The organism is Serratia sp. (in: enterobacteria) (genome assembly GCF_052400455.1).
In the GTDB taxonomy this organism is placed as follows: domain Bacteria; phylum Pseudomonadota; class Gammaproteobacteria; order Enterobacterales; family Enterobacteriaceae; genus Serratia; species Serratia ureilytica.
The window spans coordinates 4575070-4593868 of the sequence record NZ_CP185812.1 but is presented as its reverse complement, the minus strand read 5'-3'; the positions used below and the strand labels follow the sequence as shown (position 1 = coordinate 4593868).

Sequence of the window (18799 nt, the reverse complement as noted above, 5' to 3'; positions counted from 1 at the left end):
GTGAGAGACACCTAAAATTCGTGTTGCTAAAGCAACCCGTGTCTCTGGCGGACTCTGCTCTACCCCTACAAAACGCAGTAACAGAAAGGGCTCCGCAAGGAGCCCTTTTCTTTGGCCGCGATCAGGGGATCAGCAGGCTGGAACCGCTGGTGCTGCGGCTTTCCAGCACCTGGTGCGCACGCTGGGCGTCGGCCAGCGCGAATTTCTGATCGTCTCTCACCTCCACCCGAATGGCGCCGCTGCCGATCAGCGAGAACAGCTCGTTGCTGGCGTACTGCAGCTCGGCGCGGTTGGTAATGTAGCCGTTGAGGGAAGGGCGGGTGACGTACAGCGAGCCCTTCTGATTCAGCAGCGCCAGATCGACGCCGGTCACCGGGCCGGACGCGTTGCCGAAGCTGACCATCAGGCCGCGCCGCTTCAGGCTGTTGAGCGAGGCCTGCCAGGTGCTTTGCCCCACCGAATCGTATACCACGCCGACCTTCTCGCCGTGCGTCAGCTCGGCCACCCGCTGGGCGATATCCTCTTTATGGTAGTTGATGGTGGCCCAGGCGCCGGCCTGCTTCGCCAGCGCCGCCTTCTCGTCGGAGCCGACGCTGCCGATCAGGCGCGCGCCCAGCGCTTTGGCCCACTGACAGGCGATCAGCCCGACGCCGCCGGCGGCGGCATGGAACAAAAATACTTCACCCGGCTGCACTTCGTGGGTCTGGCGCAGCAGATAGTGCACCGTCAGCCCTTTCAGGAAAGAAGCGGCGCCTTGCTCAAAGCTCAGGTTGTGCGGCAGCAGCGCCACTTTCTCTTCCGGCACGTTGTGGATCTCGCTGTAGGCGCCGAGCGACGACTGCGCATACACCACCCGGTCGCCCGGTTTGATCGCGCTGACCCCGGCGCCGACCTTGACCACCACGCCGGCCGCTTCGGTGCCGAGGCCGCTCGGCAGGCTAGCCGGCGCGTACAGCCCGCTGCGCACATAGGTGTCGATGTAGTTGATGCCGATCGCCTTGTTCTCGATCTGCACTTCACCGGCAGCCGGATCGAGCGGTGTAAAATCAACGTATTGCAAGACTTCCGGTCCGCCGACGGCGGAGAATTGAATGCGCTTGGCCATAGGGTTACCTCGTTGGAGTGTCTGATTTCACCCTATTCTTTTTATTATCGGAGATCCAGTTCGCCCGTGCGGGGGTCAATACCTTTTTTGCATCGGTTATGACGCAAAAATCACGTATACTCTCGCGTCAGGATCCTTCATTCGCAACCGGATAAAGACTACGTTTCATGGCAGGAAAAAAACCAACCAACAAAACAAACGCGGACGAAACCAGAGAGCGTTCCAGAGATCGTCAGATGGAAGGGCTGAAGATGCCGCCGCACTCGCTGGAGGCCGAGCAGTCGGTGTTGGGCGGTTTGATGCTGGATAACGAGCGTTGGGACAACGTGGCGGAACGCGTGGTCGCCAACGACTTCTTCAGCCGCCCGCATCGCCTGATCTTTACCGAGATGCAGCGTCTGCTGGAGATGAGCAAGCCTATCGACCTCATCACCCTGTCCGAATCGCTCGAACAGAAGGGCGAACTGGACTCGGTGGGGGGCTTCGCCTACCTGGCCGAGCTGTCGAAAAACACCCCGAGCGCCGCCAACATCGGCGCCTACGCCGACATCGTACGCGAGCGCGCGGTGGTGCGCGAAATGATCTCGGTGGCTAACGAAATCGCCGACGCCGGCTACGATCCGCAGGGGCGCAGCAGCGAAGACCTGCTCGATCTGGCGGAATCCCGCGTATTCCAAATCGCCGAGAACCGCGCCAGCAAAGACGAGGGCCCGAAGGGCATCGAACGCATCCTGGAAGACACCGTCTCGCGCATTGAACAGCTGTATCAGCAGCCGCATGACGGCGTGACCGGGGTAGATACCGGCTATCAGGACCTCAACAAGAAAACCGCGGGCATGCAAAAGTCCGATCTGATCATCGTCGCCGCCCGTCCATCGATGGGGAAAACCACCTTCGCCATGAACCTGTGCGAAAACGCCGCGATGACCCAGGAGAAACCGGTGCTGATCTTCAGCCTGGAGATGCCCGGCGAGCAGATCATGATGCGTATGCTGGCGTCACTGTCGCGCGTGGATCAGACGCGCATCCGTACCGGCCAGCTCGACGACGAGGACTGGGCGCGCATTTCCAGCACCATGGGCATCCTGCTGGAGAAGCGCAACATGTACATCGACGACTCCTCCGGCCTGACGCCGACCGAGGTGCGCTCGCGCGCGCGGCGCATTTTCCGTGAACACGACGGGCTTAGCCTGATCATGATCGACTACCTGCAGCTGATGCGCGTGCCGGCCTTGTCCGACAACCGTACGCTGGAGATCGCCGAGATTTCGCGCTCGCTGAAGGCGCTGGCGAAAGAGCTGCAGGTGCCGGTGGTGGCGCTGTCGCAGTTGAACCGAAGCCTGGAGCAGCGCGCCGACAAACGCCCGGTCAACTCCGACCTGCGTGAATCCGGCTCCATCGAGCAGGACGCCGACCTGATTATGTTCATCTATCGTGATGAGGTGTATCACGAGAACAGCGATCTGAAAGGGATCGCGGAAATTATTATCGGTAAGCAGCGTAACGGCCCAATCGGCACCGTGCGCCTTACCTTTAACGGCCAGTGGTCGCGTTTCGATAACTACGCGGGGCCACAATACGATGACGAATAATCAGCTAAGGAACTGAAATGAAAGCGGCAACCGCTGTAATCGACCGCCGCGCTCTGCGACATAATCTGCAACAGGTGCGCCGCCAGGCGCCGCAAAGCCGCCTGATTGCCGTTGTGAAAGCAAACGCTTATGGACATGGCCTGCTGGAAACAGCACACACCCTGCAAGACGCCGACTGCTACGGCGTAGCGCGCATCGGCGAGGCGCTGATGCTGCGCTCCGGCGGCATCGTCAAGCCGATCCTGCTGCTGGAAGGCTTCTTCAGCGCCGAAGACCTGCCGGTGCTGGTGGCGAACAACATCGAAACCGCGGTGCACAGCATCGAACAGCTCGAGGCGCTGGAACAGGCCGAGCTGGCGCGCCCGGTGCCGGTGTGGATGAAGCTCGATACCGGCATGCATCGGCTGGGGGTGCGCCCCGAACAGGCGGAGGCGTTTTATCAGCGCCTGTGCGCCTGCCGCAACGTGGCGCAGCCGGTCAATATCATGAGCCACTTCAGCCGCGCCGACGAGCCGGAGTCCGACGCCACCCTGAAACAGATCGCCTGCTTCGAGCAGTTCGCGCGCGGCAAACCGGGCCATCGCTCGGTCGCCGCCTCCGGCGGCACGCTGCTGTGGCCGGACGCCCACAACGAGTGGGTGCGTCCCGGCATCATTCTGTACGGCGTGTCGCCGCTGGATAACGGCAGCGGCGCCGAGCATGGTCTGCAGCCGGCGATGACGCTGAAATCCAGCCTGATCGCGGTGCGCGAGCACAAGGCTGGTGAAGCGGTGGGCTATGGCGGCACCTGGATAAGCCCGCGCGATACTCGCCTTGGCGTGGTGGCGATGGGGTACGGCGACGGCTACCCGCGCAGCGCGCCGACCGGCACGCCGATCCTGATCAACGGCCGCGAAGTGCCGATCGTCGGCCGGGTGTCGATGGACATGATTTCGGTCGATCTCGGGCCGGACGCCGCCGATAAGGTGGGGGATGAAGCGGTGCTGTGGGGGCCGGCGTTGCCGGTCGAGCGCATCGCCGCCTGTACCGGCATCAGCGCTTATGAACTGATCACCAAGCTCACGCAGCGCGTGGCGATGGAATACATTGGCGACTGATACGCCGCAGGGGCCGACGCGCGTCGGCCCCGTTTCTCAGCGGGTTACTTCTTTACCGCCAACCACTTGTCGATAACCTTCTGATACTCGCCGGTCGCCTTGGCCAGGTGCAGCCACTGATCCACATACAGTTTCCAGCTCAGATCGTCGCGCGGCAGCATGTAAGCCTTTTCGCCGTACTGCATCGGTTTGGTCGGATTCACCGCGCACAGCTTCGGATAGCGCTTCTGCTGGTACAGCGCCTCGGAGGCGTCGGTGATCATCACGTCCGCCTTGCGATCCACCAGCTGCTGGAAAATGCTCATGTTGTCGTGCGTCAGCGTCAGCTTGGCTTTTGGCAGATAGGCGTGCACGAAGGCTTCGTTGGTGCCGCCCGCCGGTTCCAGCAGACGCACCGACGGTTTGTTGATCTGTTCTATCGTGCGGTATTTCTTCACGTCGGTGCAGCGCACCAGCGGAATTTTGCCGTCGGTATCCAGCTTGTCGGCGAAGAACACCTGTTTTTGTCGCTCCAGCGTGACGGAGATGCCGCCCATGGCGATGTCGCACTTGCCGGAGGCGAAGTCCGGCGTCAGGGTTTTCCAGCTGGTTTTCACCCACTTCACCTTGGCGCCCAGGCTCTTCGCCAGCGATTCCGCCATGTCGATATCGATGCCTTCATAGCTGCCATCTTCCTTGAGGAAGGTGTAGGGCTTGTAGTCGCCGGTGGTGCAGACCTCCAGGGTCTTTTGCTGCAGCACTTTGTCCAGGTGGGATTGCGCGCCGGCGCTGCCGGCGGCGAGCAGCAGCGCGAGAGGGAGTAACTTTTTCATCTGGCGTCCTTTTTATACATTCGTGGTTTTATGCGTTACTTCGCCGTTAATTGTCGTTTGCCTGCATGAGTTAGCCGTTTTTTATGCCGCTTACCGGCGAAAACGCCGGGCGTTGCTGCTGTACGCGATTTAAGCGCCAGGGTGTGACGTCGGCAACGGTAAAAAAACTGGTAGGCTGTAACGTCAACATTTATTAACACAGTTTACAGGTGGCTATGTACAACATTGACGATTTTGATATGAAAATCCTGACGCTGTTACAGGCCAACGGCCGTTTGACCAATCAGGAGCTGAGCGAACTGGTGGGGCTTTCCGCTTCCCAGTGTTCACGGCGGCGCATCAGCCTGGAGCAGGCGCAGCTGATCCGCGGCTACCACGCGCGGTTGGCGCCGGAGGCGGTCGGCCTGGGGCTGGTGGGGCTGATTGAAGTCAGCCTGATCACGCACGCTCAGGAGCAGATCGACAGCTTTCATCAGATGCTGGAGGACGTGGACGCGATCCTGGACGCTTACAAGACCACCGGCGACGCCGATTACCTGCTGAAAGTGGCGGTGGCGGACCTGCCGGCGCTGAGCGAGTTCATCAGCCAGACGCTGTCGCCGCACAAAAGCGTGGCGCATATCAAAACGGCGGTGGTGCTCAATCGCATCAAGGAAAACGGTTTGTTGCCGGTGACGCGAGAAAGCTGAAACCGAATACGCTTTTCCGTCTATATTAGGAACGTAACGCTGTGCCCAAACCACAATAAATAAACCAGGAGAAAAAAACGTGTTCCAGAACGTTGACGCCTATGCCGGCGATCCCATTCTGTCGCTGATGGAAAAATTCAAACAAGACTCGCGCGCGCACAAGGTGAACCTGAGCATTGGCCTGTACTACGATGCGCAGGGCGTCATTCCGCAGATGCGTGCGGTCGCCGCGGCGCAAGCGCAGTTGAACAGCGTCGAGCACGGCGCCTCGGTATACCTGCCGATGGAAGGGCTGCAATCCTACCGCACCGCCATCCAGCATTTGCTGTTCGGCGAGCAGCACCCGATGCTGCAGCAGGGGCGCATCGCCACCATTCAGACCGTCGGCGGTTCCGGCGCGCTGAAAGTGGGCGCCGACTTCCTGAAAAGCTACTTCCCGAATTCGCAGGTGTGGGTCAGCGATCCCACCTGGGAAAACCACGTCGCCATCTTCAGCGGCGCCGGTTTCAAGGTGAATACCTATCCGTATTTTGACGGCGAAAGCCTGGGCGTGAAGTTCGACGCCATGCTGGCTGCGCTGAAACAGCTGCCGAAGCATAGCATCGCGCTGCTGCATCCGTGCTGTCACAACCCGACCGGCTCAGACCTGACCCCCGCCCAGTGGGACGAAGTGATCAAGGTGATCGCCGATCGTGAGATCATTCCGTTCCTCGACATCGCCTATCAGGGCTTCGGCGGCGGTATGGAGCAGGACGTCTACGCCATTCGCGCCATTGCGGCGGCCGGCTTGCCGTGCCTGGTGAGCAACTCGTTCTCGAAGATCTTCTCACTGTACGGCGAGCGCGTCGGCGGCCTGTCGGTGGTGTGCGAAAGCGAAGAAGCGGCCGGGCGCGTGCTGGGCCAGCTGAAGGCGACCGTGCGCCGCAACTACTCGAGCCCGCCGAACTTCGGCGCGCAGCTGGTGGCTAAAGTGCTGAACGACGCTGAGCTGAAAACCCAGTGGCTCAATGAAGTGGAAAGCATGCGTACCCGCATTCTCGAAATGCGCCACGCGTTGGTGGACACCCTGAAGAGCGCGCTGCCGCAGCGCAACTTCGATTACCTGCTGGCGCAGCGCGGCATGTTCAGCTACACCGGCTTCAGCGCGGCGCAGGTCGATCGCCTGCGCGAAGAGTTCGGCGTCTACCTGATCCACAGCGGCCGCATGTGCGTGGCCGGCCTGAACCACGACAACGTGCGTCAGGTAGCCGAGGCGTTTGCTGCGGTGCAGTAACGCCTGTTAGTCTGAACGGACGTTCATCGGGAGCGATAGCGATATTGCTCCTTTTTTATTGCCGGCGCGCCGCCGAAGTTGCCGCAAACCGGAGAGAGAATATACTGATTGAGGGGCGCTCACTCATGTGGCATCAGCAAACGCTAATCCTCAGCGCAAAAGCGCGTGGCTTTCATCTGGTTACCGACGAGATCACCAACCAGTTAACCCACTTACACCGCCTGCAAACCGGCCTGCTGCATCTGTTGCTGCAGCATACCTCGGCCTCGCTGACGCTCAACGAGAACTGCGATCCCACGGTGCGAGCCGATATGGAGCAGCATTTTCTGCGTCAGGTGCCGGAAAACGCCCCCTATCAACATGACTACGAAGGGCCGGACGACATGCCGGCGCACATCAAATCCTCGCTGCTGGGCGCTTCCTTGACGCTGCCCGTCAGGCACGGGCGGCTGATGTTGGGCACATGGCAGGGCATCTGGCTGGGGGAGCACCGCATCCACGGCGGAGCACGCCGTATTGTGGCCACATTACAGGGGGAATAACCCAATGAATAACAGCGCATTGCTGGAGTACTGCATGGCGAAGCCGGGCGCGGAGCAAAGCGACCAGAACCAGTGGCAGGCCAGCCAGATCAAGGTGGGCGAGGTGATGTTCGCCATGGTGTGCGAAGTGGAAGGGCGGCCGGCGCTGGCGGTCAAGTCCAGCCCGGAGCTGGCGGAAAGCCTGCGCGAACACCACCCTGAGATCGTCGCCTGCGACGGCCTGAACAAGGCGCACTGGAATACGGTATTTCTCGACGGCAACCTGCCGAACTCGCAGTTTTATGCGTTGATCGACAGCTCCTATCAGCTGGTGGTGGAAGGCCTGCCCGAACACGTGCGCCAGGAACTGCGCGCCTGATTGCCGGGCGGCGGCGCCGCCCGTTTTCTCCTGCTTTCTCGCGTTAAACCGTGATCAGGGCTTTAAATTGGGAACGTTCCCTTTTTATTGCCGGGCTAAAGCGGCTACGCTTGGGCATTCAAGAAACGCGGATGAAGGAGGCCGACATGGCCATGAGCGAAGAAAAGCGCAAGATGATCGCCGGAGAACTGTACGACGCCGGCGATGAACTGCTGCGCAGCGAGCGTCGGCGCGCGCGCCAGATAACGCATCGCTACAACCACTCATCGCCGGAAGAGGGCGAGCTGCGCAAACAATGGTTGGACGAGCTGCTGGGCGGCTATCAAGGCGGCGCCATCGAGCCGACGTTCCGCTGCGACTACGGCTATAACATCTATCTCGGCAAGAACTTCTACGCCAATTTCGACTGCGTGATCCTCGACGTGTGCGAGGTGCACATCGGCGACAACTGCCTGCTGGCGCCGGGCGTGCATATCTACACCGCCACCCATCCGCTGGACGCCGAGACCCGCGCCGGCGGCGCGGAGTTCGGCAAGCCGGTCAAGATTGGCGACAACGTGTGGATCGGCGGGCGCGCGGTGATCAATCCGGGCGTGACCATCGGCGATAATGCGGTCGTGGCCTCCGGCGCGGTGGTGACCAAAGACGTGCCGGCCAACTGCGTGGTGGGCGGCAACCCGGCGCGCGTGCTGAAAACGCTGTAAGCCCTCGGGCGGATTAAAACATGCTGCCATGGCGCTCGAAGCCGTGCATCTCGATGTCTTTGAGCGCCTTGAAGCGTTTGACCATCACCGCATGGTCTGACAGCAGATTGCTGATGCGAACAAACAGCTCCTTGTTCTCTTCTTCGCACTGCTCCAGCCAGGCCTGCGGATTCACGCCGTGCTGCATCCAGGGGCCGACGGCCAGCAGCCGCACCGTGTTGGCGTAGTTCGGGCACACCGCGAGCGCCACGCGATCGGCGGAATACTCCTGCGCGCGAGTGGTCGCCAGGCCGGGCAGCACCAGCGACTGCGGCACAACGCCGATCGCCAGACGCCACAGCGACACGTGCCGCAGCTTGTGATGGGCCAATTCATGGGCCAGCACGAACTCCACGATCTCCGGCGCGGTGGGCATCAGCATGGCGATTTCAGCATGGATCACCACGTAGCGCTGGCGGCGGTTGCATTCCAGCGCGAAGGCGTTGACCACGCCGTTGCCGTTGGTCAGATAAAGCTTGGGCAGCGTCTTGAGTTCCAGCCGACGGCCGATATCCTGATACAGCGCGAACAGTTCCGGAAATTGCGCCGGCCCGATGCGCAAGGCGTTGGATTTCGCCTGTGCGGCGAGATAGAAACGGTAAATATAGAAAGCGATCGGGATCAGCGGTAATAACGCGAGCAGGCTGAGGGTATCCAATGTTTCCTTGGCGTCGTCTCCCAACCCAAGTGCAGTTCCATCCGTATTTACCACGACGGCGGCGATGCCAAATAAAAAACCGAACAAGGTAATTATCGCCGATAGCCAGATCATGGGCATTTCCCAGCGGTGGCGAAGTGCGGTGAAATTACGACATTCCGTCGCATGATGTTGACACATAAAATATCCTTAATACGGGAAAGCCACGCCTGACATTGTCAGGTAAATAATGAATGTTTAATTATCCATCCGTTTACCTGACACTCAGCTAAACTGTAGTTCGTTTTTTAATCATGGCGTTTATCCCTTCCTGCACAGACTTAGGCAAAAACGTCAAAAACTGTAGCTGGCGCTGGTGAAGGCCATGCCCGAGGTGGTTTTCTCAACGATGGGGCTGTCGGCCGCGTCGCCCAGCAGGCGCGTTACGCCGACCCCGGCCTGGAAGGCCACGTTCGGTCGCCATTGGTAGTTGAGCGCGGCGGTGAGCGTCGCGTCCTTGAAGCCGCTGCCCGGCCGATACGCGCTGAAGGCGCTGTGCTGCGCCTGCTGCGACGTCACGCCGAAATAGCCGCGCTGATAGCCGCTGTTGGCCCAGGTGGTGGAGAGATTGCCGATAAGCGTCAGCTGTTCGCTGAGCGGATATTGCCCGGTCAGTCCGCTTTCCACATAGGCGGTGTGGCCCAGTTCTTCCCCGCCGTAGCTGCGTTTGCGCGTCGCCTGCATCCCTTTGACATAGGCGCGGAAGGGGTCGAGTTGGTAGCTCAGCTCAGCGCCGGCTTCCAGCGCGCCGCCCAGTTTGCCCATGCCTTTGAGCCGGGTGTTGCGCCCGCGCAAGGTTTTGATTTCCTCGTCACGGCCGGCGTCATAGTTGAGCAATAACGCGATGCCGACGGGCCCGGCGATGGGGAATTGCCAGCGCGCCCCTTCGCTGCCCGCGCTGAATTCTCCCCAGCTGGCGTTTTGATAGCCGGCATTCACCTGATACAGCGGTTCAATGCTGTAAAAAGACGAGCCTTCATAGGCGGGAGCGACGGCGAGGCCGCCGGCGAGCGTTAAAGACGCTTCGCTGTCCTGCGCCTGACCGGCGAGGGGAAAAAGAAAGAGCAGGGCGGCGGCAGAGGTACCCAGTTTATTATCCACGTTAAACACCTTTATATCATCCCATTGAATAAACGGCCCGCAGGCCCACGTTTAAATGACGGCTTATTGATAAACGCCATGTTTATATTGATTAATCGACAGGCGACGGCGCGCCATTGGCGTTATTTCACCGCAATAGTGAAACGCATGGGGAATAAACAAAAGCCAAACAAATGGCATGATGGGGCGAGTTTATTATTGGCTGGGTTCAAAGCGCCTGTTTTTAAAGGAATGATGCAGCGAAGGGTATTTAATGTTTCTCGCAGAGGGATAGGTTGATTGCTCAACGAGGCGGAATAGGGCGCCTCGTTGAGCGTATCATCCGCCGTTATTTTTCCAACAGCGGTTTCAGGAAGCGCGCGGTGTGCGATTTTTCACACTCGGCGACCGTTTCCGGCGTGCCGGCGACCAGGATCTCGCCGCCGCCGCTGCCGCCTTCCGGCCCTAGATCGACGATCCAGTCGGCGGTTTTGATCACGTCCAGGTTATGCTCGATGACCACGATGGTATTGCCCTGATCGCGCAGCTGATGCAGTACCGCCAACAGCTGTTGGATATCGGCGAAGTGCAGACCGGTGGTCGGCTCGTCGAGAATATACAGCGTCTGGCCGGTGCCGCGTTTCGACAGCTCGCGCGCCAGCTTGACGCGCTGCGCCTCACCGCCGGAGAGCGTGGTGGCCGACTGGCCGAGGCGGATGTAGGACAGGCCGACATCCATCAGGGTTTGCAGCTTGCGCGCCAGCGCCGGCACCGCGTCGAAGAAATCGCGCGCTTCTTCGATGGTCATCTCCAGCACTTCGTGGATGCTCTTGCCTTTGTACTTCACTTCCAGCGTTTCGCGGTTATAGCGTTTGCCTTTGCACTGGTCGCACGGGACGTAGATGTCCGGCAGGAAGTGCATCTCGACCTTGATCACCCCGTCGCCCTGGCAGGCTTCACAGCGCCCGCCCTTGACGTTGAAGCTGAAGCGGCCCGGCGTATAGCCGCGGCTGCGCGACTCCGGCACGCCCGCGAACAGCTCGCGCACCGGGGTGAAGATGCCGGTGTAAGTGGCCGGGTTGGAGCGCGGCGTGCGGCCGATCGGGCTCTGATCGATATCGATCACCTTGTCGAAATGTTCCAGGCCGGTCACTTCGCGGAACGGCGCGGGCTCGGCGATGGTGGCGCCGTTAAGCTGGCGCTGGGCGATCGGGAACAGCGTATCGTTGATCAGCGTCGACTTGCCGGAGCCGGACACGCCGGTGATGCAGGTAAACAGACCTACCGGCAGCGTCAGCGTCACGTCCTTCAGGTTGTTGCCGCGCGCGCCGCTCAGCTTCAGCACCTTGGTCGGATCGGCCTGCACGCGCTGCGCCGGGATGGCGATCTCGCGTTTGCCACTGAGGAACTGGCCGGTCAGCGATTCCGGCTGCGCCATGATGTCATCGACGGTGCCTTCCGCCACCACCTGGCCGCCGTGCACGCCGGCGCCGGGGCCGATGTCGATCACGTGGTCGGCGGCGCGGATGGCGTCTTCGTCATGCTCCACCACGATCACCGTGTTGCCGAGGTTGCGCAGGTGGATCAGCGTTTCCAGCAGGCGCTCGTTGTCGCGCTGGTGCAGGCCGATCGACGGCTCATCCAGCACGTACATCACGCCCACCAAACCGGCGCCGATCTGGCTGGCCAAGCGGATACGCTGCGCTTCGCCGCCGGAGAGCGTTTCCGCCGAACGGGACAGCGACAGGTAGTTCAGGCCGACGTTCACCAGGAACTTCAGGCGGTCGCCGATCTCTTTCAGCACTTTCTCGGCGATCTTGGCGCGCTGGCCGCTGAGCTTCATGTTCTGGAAGAACGTCATCGCATGGCCGATGCTCAGATCGGAGATCTCCGGCAGCGTGGTGTCTTCGACGAACACGTTGCGCGCTTCTTCACGCAGGCGGGTGCCGTGGCACGAGGCGCAAGGGCGGTTGCTGATGAACTTCGCCAGCTCTTCGCGCACCGCGCTGGATTCGGTCTCTTTATAGCGGCGCTCCATGTTGTGCAGCACGCCTTCGAACGGGTGGCGGCGCACGGTGGTGTCACCGCGATCGTTGATGTATTTGAATTCGATCGACTCTTTGCCGGAGCCGCTCAGCACCGCCTTCTGCACGTTGGCGCTCAGGGTGTTGAACGGGGCTTCGACGTCGAACTCATAGTGCTCCGCCAGCGAGCGCAGCATCTGGAAGTAATAGAAGTTGCGGCGATCCCAGCCGCGGATCGCGCCGCCGGCCAGCGACAGCTCGGGGTTTTGCACCACGCGATCCGGATCGAAGAACTGTTGCACGCCCAGTCCGTCGCAGGTCGGGCAGGCGCCGGCCGGGTTGTTGAAGGAAAACAGGCGCGGTTCCAGTTCGCGCATGCTGTAGCCGCAGATCGGGCAGGCGAAGTTGGCGGAGAACAGCAGCTCGTCCGCTTTTTCGTCGTCCATGTCCGCCACCACCGCGGTGCCGCCCGAGAGCTCCAGCGCGGTTTCGAACGATTCGGCCAGGCGCTGCGCCATGTCGTCGCGCACCTTGAAACGGTCGACCACCACTTCGATGGTGTGTTTTTTCTGCAGCTCCAGCTTCGGCGGATCGGACAGATCGCACACTTCACCGTCGATGCGCGCGCGGATATAGCCCTGAGCGGCCAGGTTTTCCAGCGTTTTGGTGTGTTCGCCCTTGCGATCTTTCACCACCGGCGCCAGCAGCATCAGGCGCTTGCCTTCCGGCTGGCTCAGCACGTTGTCGACCATCTGGCTGACGGTTTGCGCCGCCAGCGGCACATGGTGATCCGGGCAGCGCGGCTCGCCGACGCGGGCGAACAGCAGGCGCAGGTAGTCGTGGATCTCGGTGATGGTGCCGACCGTGGATCGCGGGTTGTGCGAGGTGGATTTTTGCTCGATGGAGATCGCCGGCGACAGACCTTCAATATGGTCGACGTCCGGTTTTTCCATCAGCGACAGGAACTGGCGCGCATAGGCGGAGAGTGATTCGACATAGCGCCGCTGCCCTTCGGCATACAGCGTATCGAAAGCCAGCGAAGACTTGCCGGAACCGGACAGGCCGGTGACGACGATCAGTTTGTCACGCGGGATGATCAGGTTGATGTTTTTCAGATTATGGGTTCGAGCACCACGAACTTCGATATTGTCCATTTACACTTCCCGTCTTGATGATACACCGCGCCTGTCGCGATTTTTGCGGGGGATTTTGTGATGGATCTCGCAAAAAACCGGCACAGCCAGGTCGAAACGCATAATTATGACACAAAAAAACCTGAATGGATATCCAGTATGCGAATGCAATAAGGTCGATTGGAAAGACAATTCTGGAATGCAATTCGCACTTATCAACACGGGTGTGGTTTCGTACTCAGCGTGGTAAACTGACGCGTTTATACTGTGTAGAAATCAATCATCGGGAGAAGTGCTCATGGCCAGCAGAGGCGTAAACAAAGTAATTCTGGTCGGGAATTTGGGTCAGGATCCAGAAGTCCGTTACATGCCGAACGGCGGCGCAGTGGCCAACATTACCCTGGCGACCTCCGAAAGCTGGCGTGACAAAGCGACCGGCGAACAGAAAGAGAAGACCGAGTGGCACCGCGTAGTGCTGTTCGGCAAACTGGCTGAAGTGGCGGGCGAATACCTGCGCAAAGGCTCTCAGGTCTATATCGAAGGCTCCCTGCAGACCCGTAAATGGCAGGATCAGAGCGGCCAGGATCGCTACACCACCGAGATCGTGGTTAACGTCGGCGGCACCATGCAGATGCTGGGCGGCCGTCAGGGCGGCGGCGCACCGGCCGGTCAATCTGCCGGCGGCCAGGGCGGTTGGGGCCAGCCTCAACAGCCACAGGGCGGCAACCAGTTCAGCGGCGGCCAGCAGCAGTCTCGTCCGGCGCAAAACAGCGCTCCGGCGACCAGCAACGAACCGCCAATGGATTTCGACGACGATATTCCGTTCTAAGCCTGGCAACAGCGCTAAAAAAACCCCGCTCAGGCGGGGTTTTTTGTGGGCGCTCACTGCCGATTTTCTGCGGCGGTCTCGCCAATCAGTAAATTGCTACCGGGTTGATGTTAACCTGGGTTGAACCGACATACAGCGGTTGCCCCAGTACGAATAGGAATTCCCAGGTTTTCGTGCGTACCAGCGGGCGGCTGTCGATCAGCTCCAGGTTATAGACGCCGCGTTTGGCCAGCAGGTACTGGTTGACCGGGAACTCTTCGTCATTTTTCGGGTTAGGGTATACTTCGGAAGCCCAGGTATCACCGCCGAAGGCCACGATGCCTTGGTCGGCCAACCATTTCGCCGCTTCCATGCCGATACCCGGTTCAACTTCCAGGAACTTTTTATTGTCTTTGCCAATCAGCTCCAGCCAGCCGGTGTTGAACAAGACAACGTCGCCTTTCCTTAAGCTAATGCCCTGCTTCTTAAGCACCGCTTGAATATCCGCAACGGAAAATTCGGTGCCGCCCGGAACGATCGCTTTATTATAATAAGCCGTCATATCGAGTACGACGCCGCGTGTGACCATGGGCGGCACTTTTTCCACGCCCAATTTTTTCACGCCATCTACGGTGACGAAATCCGCCGCCTTATTGCCGTTATAATAAACATTGTCGATGCCGATATGGCCAATGCCATTCAACTGAGTGCCGACGCCGGTCCAGGCATTCACCAATTCATCATTAAAGGTGAATTTATTTGGGCCAAGCGTTTTACCGTCCTGCTGACCAGGCTGAATATTATATAAGCGGAAGCTGCGGTGGCGGAACGCCGGGAAATCTTTATCGACGGGCACCGCCAATGACAATGTCTTGCCTTGTTTTACCAACTGCACAGACTGTAATACCCCTTCTGGCGTGAGCAGGTTGGCGGCGCCGATTTCGTCTTTTGCACCGTAAACGGAAGGATACCAGTCTGACGGCTGAGCGGCGGACTCTGCGGCGTGTGCAGGCACTGTGGCAAGCAAAGGCAGCAAGAGGGAGAGGCGATACAATGATTTCATCAGTGACTCATCCTTATAACAACGTATTGCAGGGTGAATGAAAATGAGCCGTCCGGACATGGCGACATCAGGCCGCCGAATAATAACCGGTGGAGAAAGAAGCTCATTTTTGGGTGCGCGGGGTGTATTAGCGTAATGCCTTATAACAAGGCGTGGTGAATAACCACCCGACGATGACTTCCTTATGCGGAAATAAATAACGCCGGGCAAGCGGCGTCATTGATATTATTTTTTCAGCTCAGCACTCATGGTGACGAAATTACCCATATAGGCGCTGGTGATTTTGTAGCCGCTTGCGCCGGCCTCTTGCGCTTTTTTAGCGATGAGGGCTTCGGTGGAATCCAGCGTGCTGCCGGTTGCGGTAACGCTCTCTGCTGCAGCGTTAAACGACAGCGTGGAAAACAGAGCGAGTGAAATAACGGTGGTCATGGTTTTCATATCTTTATCCTGTGTTCGACAATTCGAAAAATAAGGGTGTCCGGTACGACACGATGGAGCGAAGGATAAAGGGGGCAGTGAGGTGAATAAATAACAGAATCGTCAATAAACTATTCCGTTTTTGTACATAAACTGATTCGATTGTTGTCTTTCACGCGGGATTGGCGGCGTAAAGCGTGGGCAGGGGAAACAAGCGTGCATCGACGTCGTCAGGCTTGCATACTGCGGCAAGCCAATAAAAAGCCCCTCGCGGGGCTTGGATGTTACGCCGAGAAGCCGCCGTCGATGCTCAGGCTGGCGCCGGTGATATAACCCGCCTGCGGGCCCGCCAGGTAGGCGACAAAACCGGCGATCTCTTCATCTTTGCCGTAGCGGCCGATCGCCATCAGCTGCTTGAGCTGATCGGCGAACTCGCCGGCGTCCGGGTTCATTTCGGTGTCCACCGGGCCGGGCTGCACGTTATTGACGGTGATGCCGCGTGGGCCGAGATCGCGCGCCATGCCCTTGGTCAACCCGACCAGCGCCGATTTGCTCATCGCATACACCGCCGCGCCGCCGAACGGCACGCGCTCGGCGTTGGTGCTGCCGATGTGGATGATACGGCCGCCGTCGTTCATGTGGCGCGCTGCCTCCTGGCTGGCGACGAATACGCTGCGCACGTTGACCGCCAGCATGCGATCCAGGTCGTCCAGCGCCAGTTCCTCGGTGCCGCCCAGCGTAAATACCCCGGCGTTGTTCACCAGAATATCCAGGTTGCCGAAGTGGCTCACCGCCTGGCGAACCGCCTGCTGCAGCGCCGCTGCATCGGCGCTGTCGGCCTTGATGGCGAGGGCTTTGCCGCCGGCGGCGGTCACGGCGCTCGCCACCGCTTCGGCGCGATCGGCCGAGGCGGCGTAGGTAAAGGCGACGGCGGCGCCTTCGTTCGCCAACCGTTTCACGATGGCGGCGCCGATGCCGCGGGAGCCGCCCTGAACGAATGCGACTTTGCCTTGCAGAGGTTGTGCTGTCGTCATGCTATTTCTCCAAAGTGGGTGAGGGGATTGCGCTGTCATTCAGTATGGGTGAAATGAATGGCGATCACTGTCCACAAAGAGCTCTGGCCGCCTGAAACGAGAAAAGCCCCTTGCGGGGCTTCTTTCTTCCGTCGATTGGCTGTCCGACGATCAGTTGAAGATTTCTGCGGTGCCGTACAGTTTGTTTTGGCCGCCGGCGGCGACGATGCGGTAGGAACTGGCGCCCGACGCGGCGGCTTTGCTGGCCAGTTCGCTTTCCAGCGCGCTCAGGTTGGCGGCGCCGCTCACGGTGACTACGCCGATTTTCTGCGCGTCTGCGGCTGGCTGGCTGGTTGGCAGGTCAGCGGCGAAGGTAGCGAAAGAAGCGGTAGCCAGCAGTGCAGCGGTAGCAAAAATTTTGATGTTTTTCATGATGTGTTCCTCAGAGTATTTATTAGGTGAGAGCACGTTGTCTCTCGATGTGTTAAATACTAGTGCACCGGGTGTGAATAAAAAATCGGAGAGTTTTGAGTATCTCTGTCAAATAAATTGACGGTTTTTCAGCCGTTGGCGTGCGGCAAAAATTGCCACTACCCTTTACAGACGATCCTTAACCGGAGAAGCGTCATGACGGTAAACGCGTTTATCGGCAGCTGGGCGTTGGTGTCGTCGGCGTTCAAAAACCAGAACGGCGAGCTGAATTACCCGCTGGGCGAGCAGGTGTTGGGGCGCATCCACTATGAGGCCAACGGCACGATGGCGGCGCAGCTATACAGCGCCGTGCGGCCGCGTTTCGTCGCCGACGATTTGGCGCAGGGATCCGAGCGGGAGATCCATGCCGCCTTCATCAATATGATTTGCTATTTCGGCCGTTATCAGGTGGAAGAAAGCGAGCAACGGGTGGTGCATCAGGTTGAAGGCTGCTCGTTCCCCAATTGGATAGGCAGCCGTCAGGTGCGCTTTTACGCCTTTAACGCCGATCGGCTGACGTTGCGCACGGTGCCGCTGCAGCTCGGCAACGGCGTGCAGATCGGCGAACTGGTGTGGCAGCGGACAGGAGCGTCATCATGATCATTGTTCATCATCTCAATCACTCGCGGTCGCAGCGCATTCTGTGGTTTTTGGAAGAGCTGGGCGTGCCCTATCAGGTGCAACGCTACGAGCGCGATCCGCACACTCTGCTGGCGCCGCCGGCGCTGAAAAAGATCCACCCGCTGGGCAAATCGCCGGTGATCGTCGATGGCGATCTGACGCTGGCGGAATCCGGCGCCATTATCGAATACTTGCAGGAGGCCTACGACGCACAGGGCATGTTTATGCCGACGGACTTCCACGCGCGCCAGCAATACCGCTACTGGTTGCACTACGCTGAGGGATCGCTGATGCCGCTGTTGGTGATGAAGCTGGTGTTCAGCCGTCTCGGCCAGCCGCCGATCCCCTGGCTGCTGCGGCCGGTGGCGGGCGCGATCGGCAAGGGCGTACAGCGCGAATACCTCGACAAACAGATCGCGCCGCACTGCGAGTATCTCGAACAGCACCTGAACAAGGGCAGCTGGTTCGTCGGCAACGATTTCAGCGCGGCGGACATACAGATGAGCTTCCCGCTCGAGGCGATGGCGGCGCGCGGCGCGTTGGACAATTGCCCGAAACTGCGTGGCTTCCTGCAGCGCATCCACGCCCGGCCCGCCTACCAGCGGGCGCTGGAACAGGGCGGCCCTTACGACCTGCTGAGTTAAGCGGATGGGCTATACTCGATGGGGTCATTCTTCATCGGAGGTAGCCCATGGCTACGCAAATCTTCGTAAATCTGCCCGTACGCGATCTGCCCGCCTCAATGGCGTTTTTCACCCAGCTCGGCTTCAGCTTCAACCCGCAATTTACCGACGATACCGCCGCCTGCATGGTGGTCAGCGACACGATTTACGTGATGCTGCTGACCCACGACAAATTCAGGATGTTTACCCCGAACCCGATCGGCGACGCCAAACAGGCCACCGAAGTGTTGGTGTGCCTGTCGCAACCCAGCCGGGCGGCGGTGGACGAACTGGTGCGCAAGGCGATCGCCGGCGGCGGCAATACCTATCATCCGCCGCGGGACTATGGCGTGATGTACGGCCACGGATTTCAGGACCTGGACGGCCATATCTGGGAATTGATGTATATGGATCCCGCAGCGGTGCAGGCGCAATAAGATCGCCGTGAAACAGGCTGGCAGGGGCGCCGGATCGCCCCGTCTTTTCGCGCAGAAGCCCTTCCCGCCGCTTTCTGCATAAATTGCCGCGATCTTTAGTTGATTAGACGCTAGGGAAGGCAGGATAATCGTTTGCCTTGAATAAACCACCATAAATCACCC

The 18799-nt window shown here is 59.7% G+C and carries 20 protein-coding genes; 11 read left to right on the top strand and 9 right to left on the bottom strand.

Going from position 1 to position 18799, the window contains the following annotated elements:
* Positions 1 to 121: 121 nt before the first annotated feature.
* Entirely contained in the window at positions 122 to 1105 is a 984-nt protein-coding gene (locus ACORQT_RS22055; RefSeq protein ID WP_060660196.1) for a quinone oxidoreductase, read from the bottom strand.
* A 167-nt stretch (positions 1106 to 1272) separates the two neighbouring features.
* On the opposite strand from ACORQT_RS22055, the gene dnaB reads away from it, so the two are divergent.
* Together dnaB and alr are read left to right on the top strand one after the other, a co-directional pair.
* Positions 1273 to 2697: a replicative DNA helicase gene (gene dnaB, locus ACORQT_RS22050; RefSeq protein ID WP_025160134.1), complete on the top strand. Its 1425-nt coding sequence runs from the start codon at positions 1273 to 1275 to the stop codon at positions 2695 to 2697.
* Positions 2698 to 2714: 17 nt separating this feature from the next.
* Complete coding sequence (alr, locus tag ACORQT_RS22045) at positions 2715 to 3794, top strand: alanine racemase (protein WP_108682094.1); 1080 nt, start codon at positions 2715 to 2717, stop codon at positions 3792 to 3794.
* A 44-nt stretch (positions 3795 to 3838) separates the two neighbouring features.
* Here alr and ACORQT_RS22040 read toward each other — a convergent pair whose 3' ends face one another.
* Positions 3839 to 4606, bottom strand: coding sequence for a transporter substrate-binding domain-containing protein (locus ACORQT_RS22040; RefSeq protein ID WP_033651220.1), 768 nt, complete (start codon positions 4604 to 4606; stop codon positions 3839 to 3841).
* 215 nt (positions 4607 to 4821) lie between these two features.
* Between ACORQT_RS22040 and ACORQT_RS22035 the strand changes: the two genes are divergently transcribed.
* The 5 genes from ACORQT_RS22035 (at position 4822) to maa (ending at position 8172) form a co-directional block, all read left to right on the top strand.
* A complete protein-coding gene (locus tag ACORQT_RS22035; protein WP_025304444.1) occupies positions 4822 to 5295 on the top strand; it encodes an Lrp/AsnC family transcriptional regulator in 474 nt (157 codons plus the stop codon).
* A 79-nt stretch (positions 5296 to 5374) separates the two neighbouring features.
* On the top strand, positions 5375 to 6568 hold the full coding sequence (locus tag ACORQT_RS22030) for an amino acid aminotransferase (protein WP_164057677.1): 1194 nt from the start codon (positions 5375 to 5377) through the stop codon (positions 6566 to 6568).
* Between the two features lie 125 nt (positions 6569 to 6693).
* Positions 6694 to 7110: a secondary thiamine-phosphate synthase enzyme YjbQ gene (locus ACORQT_RS22025; RefSeq protein WP_016930264.1), complete on the top strand. Its 417-nt coding sequence runs from the start codon at positions 6694 to 6696 to the stop codon at positions 7108 to 7110.
* 4 nt (positions 7111 to 7114) lie between these two features.
* The gene (locus tag ACORQT_RS22020; protein WP_033644417.1) at positions 7115 to 7468 is read left to right on the top strand and encodes an MmcQ/YjbR family DNA-binding protein; all 354 of its coding nucleotides are present in this window, start codon (positions 7115 to 7117) and stop codon (positions 7466 to 7468) included.
* A gap of 146 nt (positions 7469 to 7614) precedes the next feature.
* Positions 7615 to 8172, top strand: a complete 558-nt coding sequence (maa, locus tag ACORQT_RS22015; protein ID WP_042785802.1) for a maltose O-acetyltransferase — start codon at positions 7615 to 7617, stop codon at positions 8170 to 8172.
* A gap of 13 nt (positions 8173 to 8185) precedes the next feature.
* Here maa and ACORQT_RS22010 read toward each other — a convergent pair whose 3' ends face one another.
* From ACORQT_RS22010 to uvrA, 3 genes are all read right to left on the bottom strand, one after another.
* A complete protein-coding gene (locus tag ACORQT_RS22010; RefSeq protein WP_158524121.1) occupies positions 8186 to 8983 on the bottom strand; it encodes a M48 family metallopeptidase in 798 nt (265 codons plus the stop codon).
* A 219-nt stretch (positions 8984 to 9202) separates the two neighbouring features.
* Complete coding sequence (locus ACORQT_RS22005) at positions 9203 to 10009, bottom strand: MipA/OmpV family protein (protein ID WP_164057676.1); 807 nt, start codon at positions 10007 to 10009, stop codon at positions 9203 to 9205.
* 328 nt (positions 10010 to 10337) lie between these two features.
* Positions 10338 to 13166 (bottom strand): excinuclease ABC subunit UvrA, encoded by a 2829-nt coding sequence (uvrA, locus tag ACORQT_RS22000; RefSeq protein WP_033644422.1) that lies wholly within the window; start codon positions 13164 to 13166, stop codon positions 10338 to 10340.
* A 277-nt stretch (positions 13167 to 13443) separates the two neighbouring features.
* Between uvrA and ssb1 the strand changes: the two genes are divergently transcribed.
* Positions 13444 to 13974 (top strand): single-stranded DNA-binding protein SSB1, encoded by a 531-nt coding sequence (gene ssb1, locus ACORQT_RS21995; RefSeq protein WP_004936793.1) that lies wholly within the window; start codon positions 13444 to 13446, stop codon positions 13972 to 13974.
* 85 nt (positions 13975 to 14059) lie between these two features.
* On the opposite strand, the gene ACORQT_RS21990 is transcribed toward ssb1, so the two are convergent.
* The 4 genes from ACORQT_RS21990 to bhsA all read right to left on the bottom strand — a co-directional run bounded on the left by ACORQT_RS21990 (position 14060) and on the right by bhsA (position 16878).
* On the bottom strand, positions 14060 to 15016 hold the full coding sequence (locus ACORQT_RS21990) for a cyclase family protein (protein WP_033651224.1): 957 nt from the start codon (positions 15014 to 15016) through the stop codon (positions 14060 to 14062).
* Between the two features lie 225 nt (positions 15017 to 15241).
* Positions 15242 to 15454 carry a DUF1471 domain-containing protein gene (locus ACORQT_RS21985; RefSeq protein WP_033644427.1) on the bottom strand — a complete coding sequence of 71 codons (213 nt, stop codon included), beginning with the start codon at positions 15452 to 15454 and terminating at the stop codon, positions 15242 to 15244.
* Between the two features lie 263 nt (positions 15455 to 15717).
* Complete coding sequence (locus tag ACORQT_RS21980; protein ID WP_046687892.1) at positions 15718 to 16467, bottom strand: 3-oxoacyl-ACP reductase family protein; 750 nt, start codon at positions 16465 to 16467, stop codon at positions 15718 to 15720.
* A 150-nt stretch (positions 16468 to 16617) separates the two neighbouring features.
* A complete protein-coding gene (gene bhsA / locus ACORQT_RS21975) occupies positions 16618 to 16878 on the bottom strand; it encodes a multiple stress resistance protein BhsA (RefSeq protein ID WP_072626882.1) in 261 nt (86 codons plus the stop codon).
* Between the two features lie 195 nt (positions 16879 to 17073).
* Here bhsA and ACORQT_RS21970 point away from each other — a divergent pair, with 195 nt between their 5' ends.
* Genes ACORQT_RS21970 through ACORQT_RS21960 form a run of 3 tightly spaced genes read left to right on the top strand, consistent with a single transcriptional unit; the run spans position 17074 to position 18637 of the window.
* Positions 17074 to 17517, top strand: a complete 444-nt coding sequence (locus ACORQT_RS21970) for a lipocalin-like domain-containing protein (RefSeq protein WP_033644432.1) — start codon at positions 17074 to 17076, stop codon at positions 17515 to 17517.
* Positions 17514 to 18182 (top strand): glutathione S-transferase family protein, encoded by a 669-nt coding sequence (locus ACORQT_RS21965; protein ID WP_033644433.1) that lies wholly within the window; start codon positions 17514 to 17516, stop codon positions 18180 to 18182. The genes ACORQT_RS21970 and ACORQT_RS21965 overlap by 4 nt, the downstream gene beginning before the upstream one ends.
* A 47-nt stretch (positions 18183 to 18229) precedes the next feature.
* On the top strand, positions 18230 to 18637 hold the full coding sequence (locus ACORQT_RS21960) for a VOC family protein (RefSeq protein ID WP_015379207.1): 408 nt from the start codon (positions 18230 to 18232) through the stop codon (positions 18635 to 18637).
* Positions 18638 to 18799: the final 162 nt, after the last annotated feature.

Excerpts from the sequence above, each read along its gene's own strand:
- ACORQT_RS22055 (WP_060660196.1), bottom strand. The coding sequence starts at position 1,105 with ATGGCCAAGCGCATTCAATTCTCCGCCGTCGGCGGACCGGAAGTCTTG.
- dnaB (WP_025160134.1), top strand. The coding sequence starts at position 1,273 with ATGGCAGGAAAAAAACCAACCAACAAAACAAACGCGGACGAAACCAGA.
- alr (WP_108682094.1), top strand. The coding sequence starts at position 2,715 with ATGAAAGCGGCAACCGCTGTAATCGACCGCCGCGCTCTGCGACATAAT.
- ACORQT_RS22040 (WP_033651220.1), bottom strand. The coding sequence starts at position 4,606 with ATGAAAAAGTTACTCCCTCTCGCGCTGCTGCTCGCCGCCGGCAGCGCC.
- ACORQT_RS22035 (WP_025304444.1), top strand. The coding sequence starts at position 4,822 with ATGTACAACATTGACGATTTTGATATGAAAATCCTGACGCTGTTACAG.
- ACORQT_RS22025 (WP_016930264.1), top strand. The coding sequence starts at position 6,694 with ATGTGGCATCAGCAAACGCTAATCCTCAGCGCAAAAGCGCGTGGCTTT.
- ACORQT_RS22020 (WP_033644417.1), top strand. The coding sequence starts at position 7,115 with ATGAATAACAGCGCATTGCTGGAGTACTGCATGGCGAAGCCGGGCGCG.
- maa (WP_042785802.1), top strand. The coding sequence starts at position 7,615 with ATGGCCATGAGCGAAGAAAAGCGCAAGATGATCGCCGGAGAACTGTAC.
- ACORQT_RS22010 (WP_158524121.1), bottom strand. The coding sequence starts at position 8,983 with ATGATCTGGCTATCGGCGATAATTACCTTGTTCGGTTTTTTATTTGGC.
- uvrA (WP_033644422.1), bottom strand. The coding sequence starts at position 13,166 with ATGGACAATATCGAAGTTCGTGGTGCTCGAACCCATAATCTGAAAAAC.
- ssb1 (WP_004936793.1), top strand. The coding sequence starts at position 13,444 with ATGGCCAGCAGAGGCGTAAACAAAGTAATTCTGGTCGGGAATTTGGGT.
- ACORQT_RS21990 (WP_033651224.1), bottom strand. The coding sequence starts at position 15,016 with ATGAAATCATTGTATCGCCTCTCCCTCTTGCTGCCTTTGCTTGCCACA.
- ACORQT_RS21985 (WP_033644427.1), bottom strand. The coding sequence starts at position 15,454 with ATGAAAACCATGACCACCGTTATTTCACTCGCTCTGTTTTCCACGCTG.
- ACORQT_RS21980 (WP_046687892.1), bottom strand. The coding sequence starts at position 16,467 with ATGACGACAGCACAACCTCTGCAAGGCAAAGTCGCATTCGTTCAGGGC.
- bhsA (WP_072626882.1), bottom strand. The coding sequence starts at position 16,878 with ATGAAAAACATCAAAATTTTTGCTACCGCTGCACTGCTGGCTACCGCT.
- ACORQT_RS21970 (WP_033644432.1), top strand. The coding sequence starts at position 17,074 with ATGACGGTAAACGCGTTTATCGGCAGCTGGGCGTTGGTGTCGTCGGCG.
- ACORQT_RS21965 (WP_033644433.1), top strand. The coding sequence starts at position 17,514 with ATGATCATTGTTCATCATCTCAATCACTCGCGGTCGCAGCGCATTCTG.
- ACORQT_RS21960 (WP_015379207.1), top strand. The coding sequence starts at position 18,230 with ATGGCTACGCAAATCTTCGTAAATCTGCCCGTACGCGATCTGCCCGCC.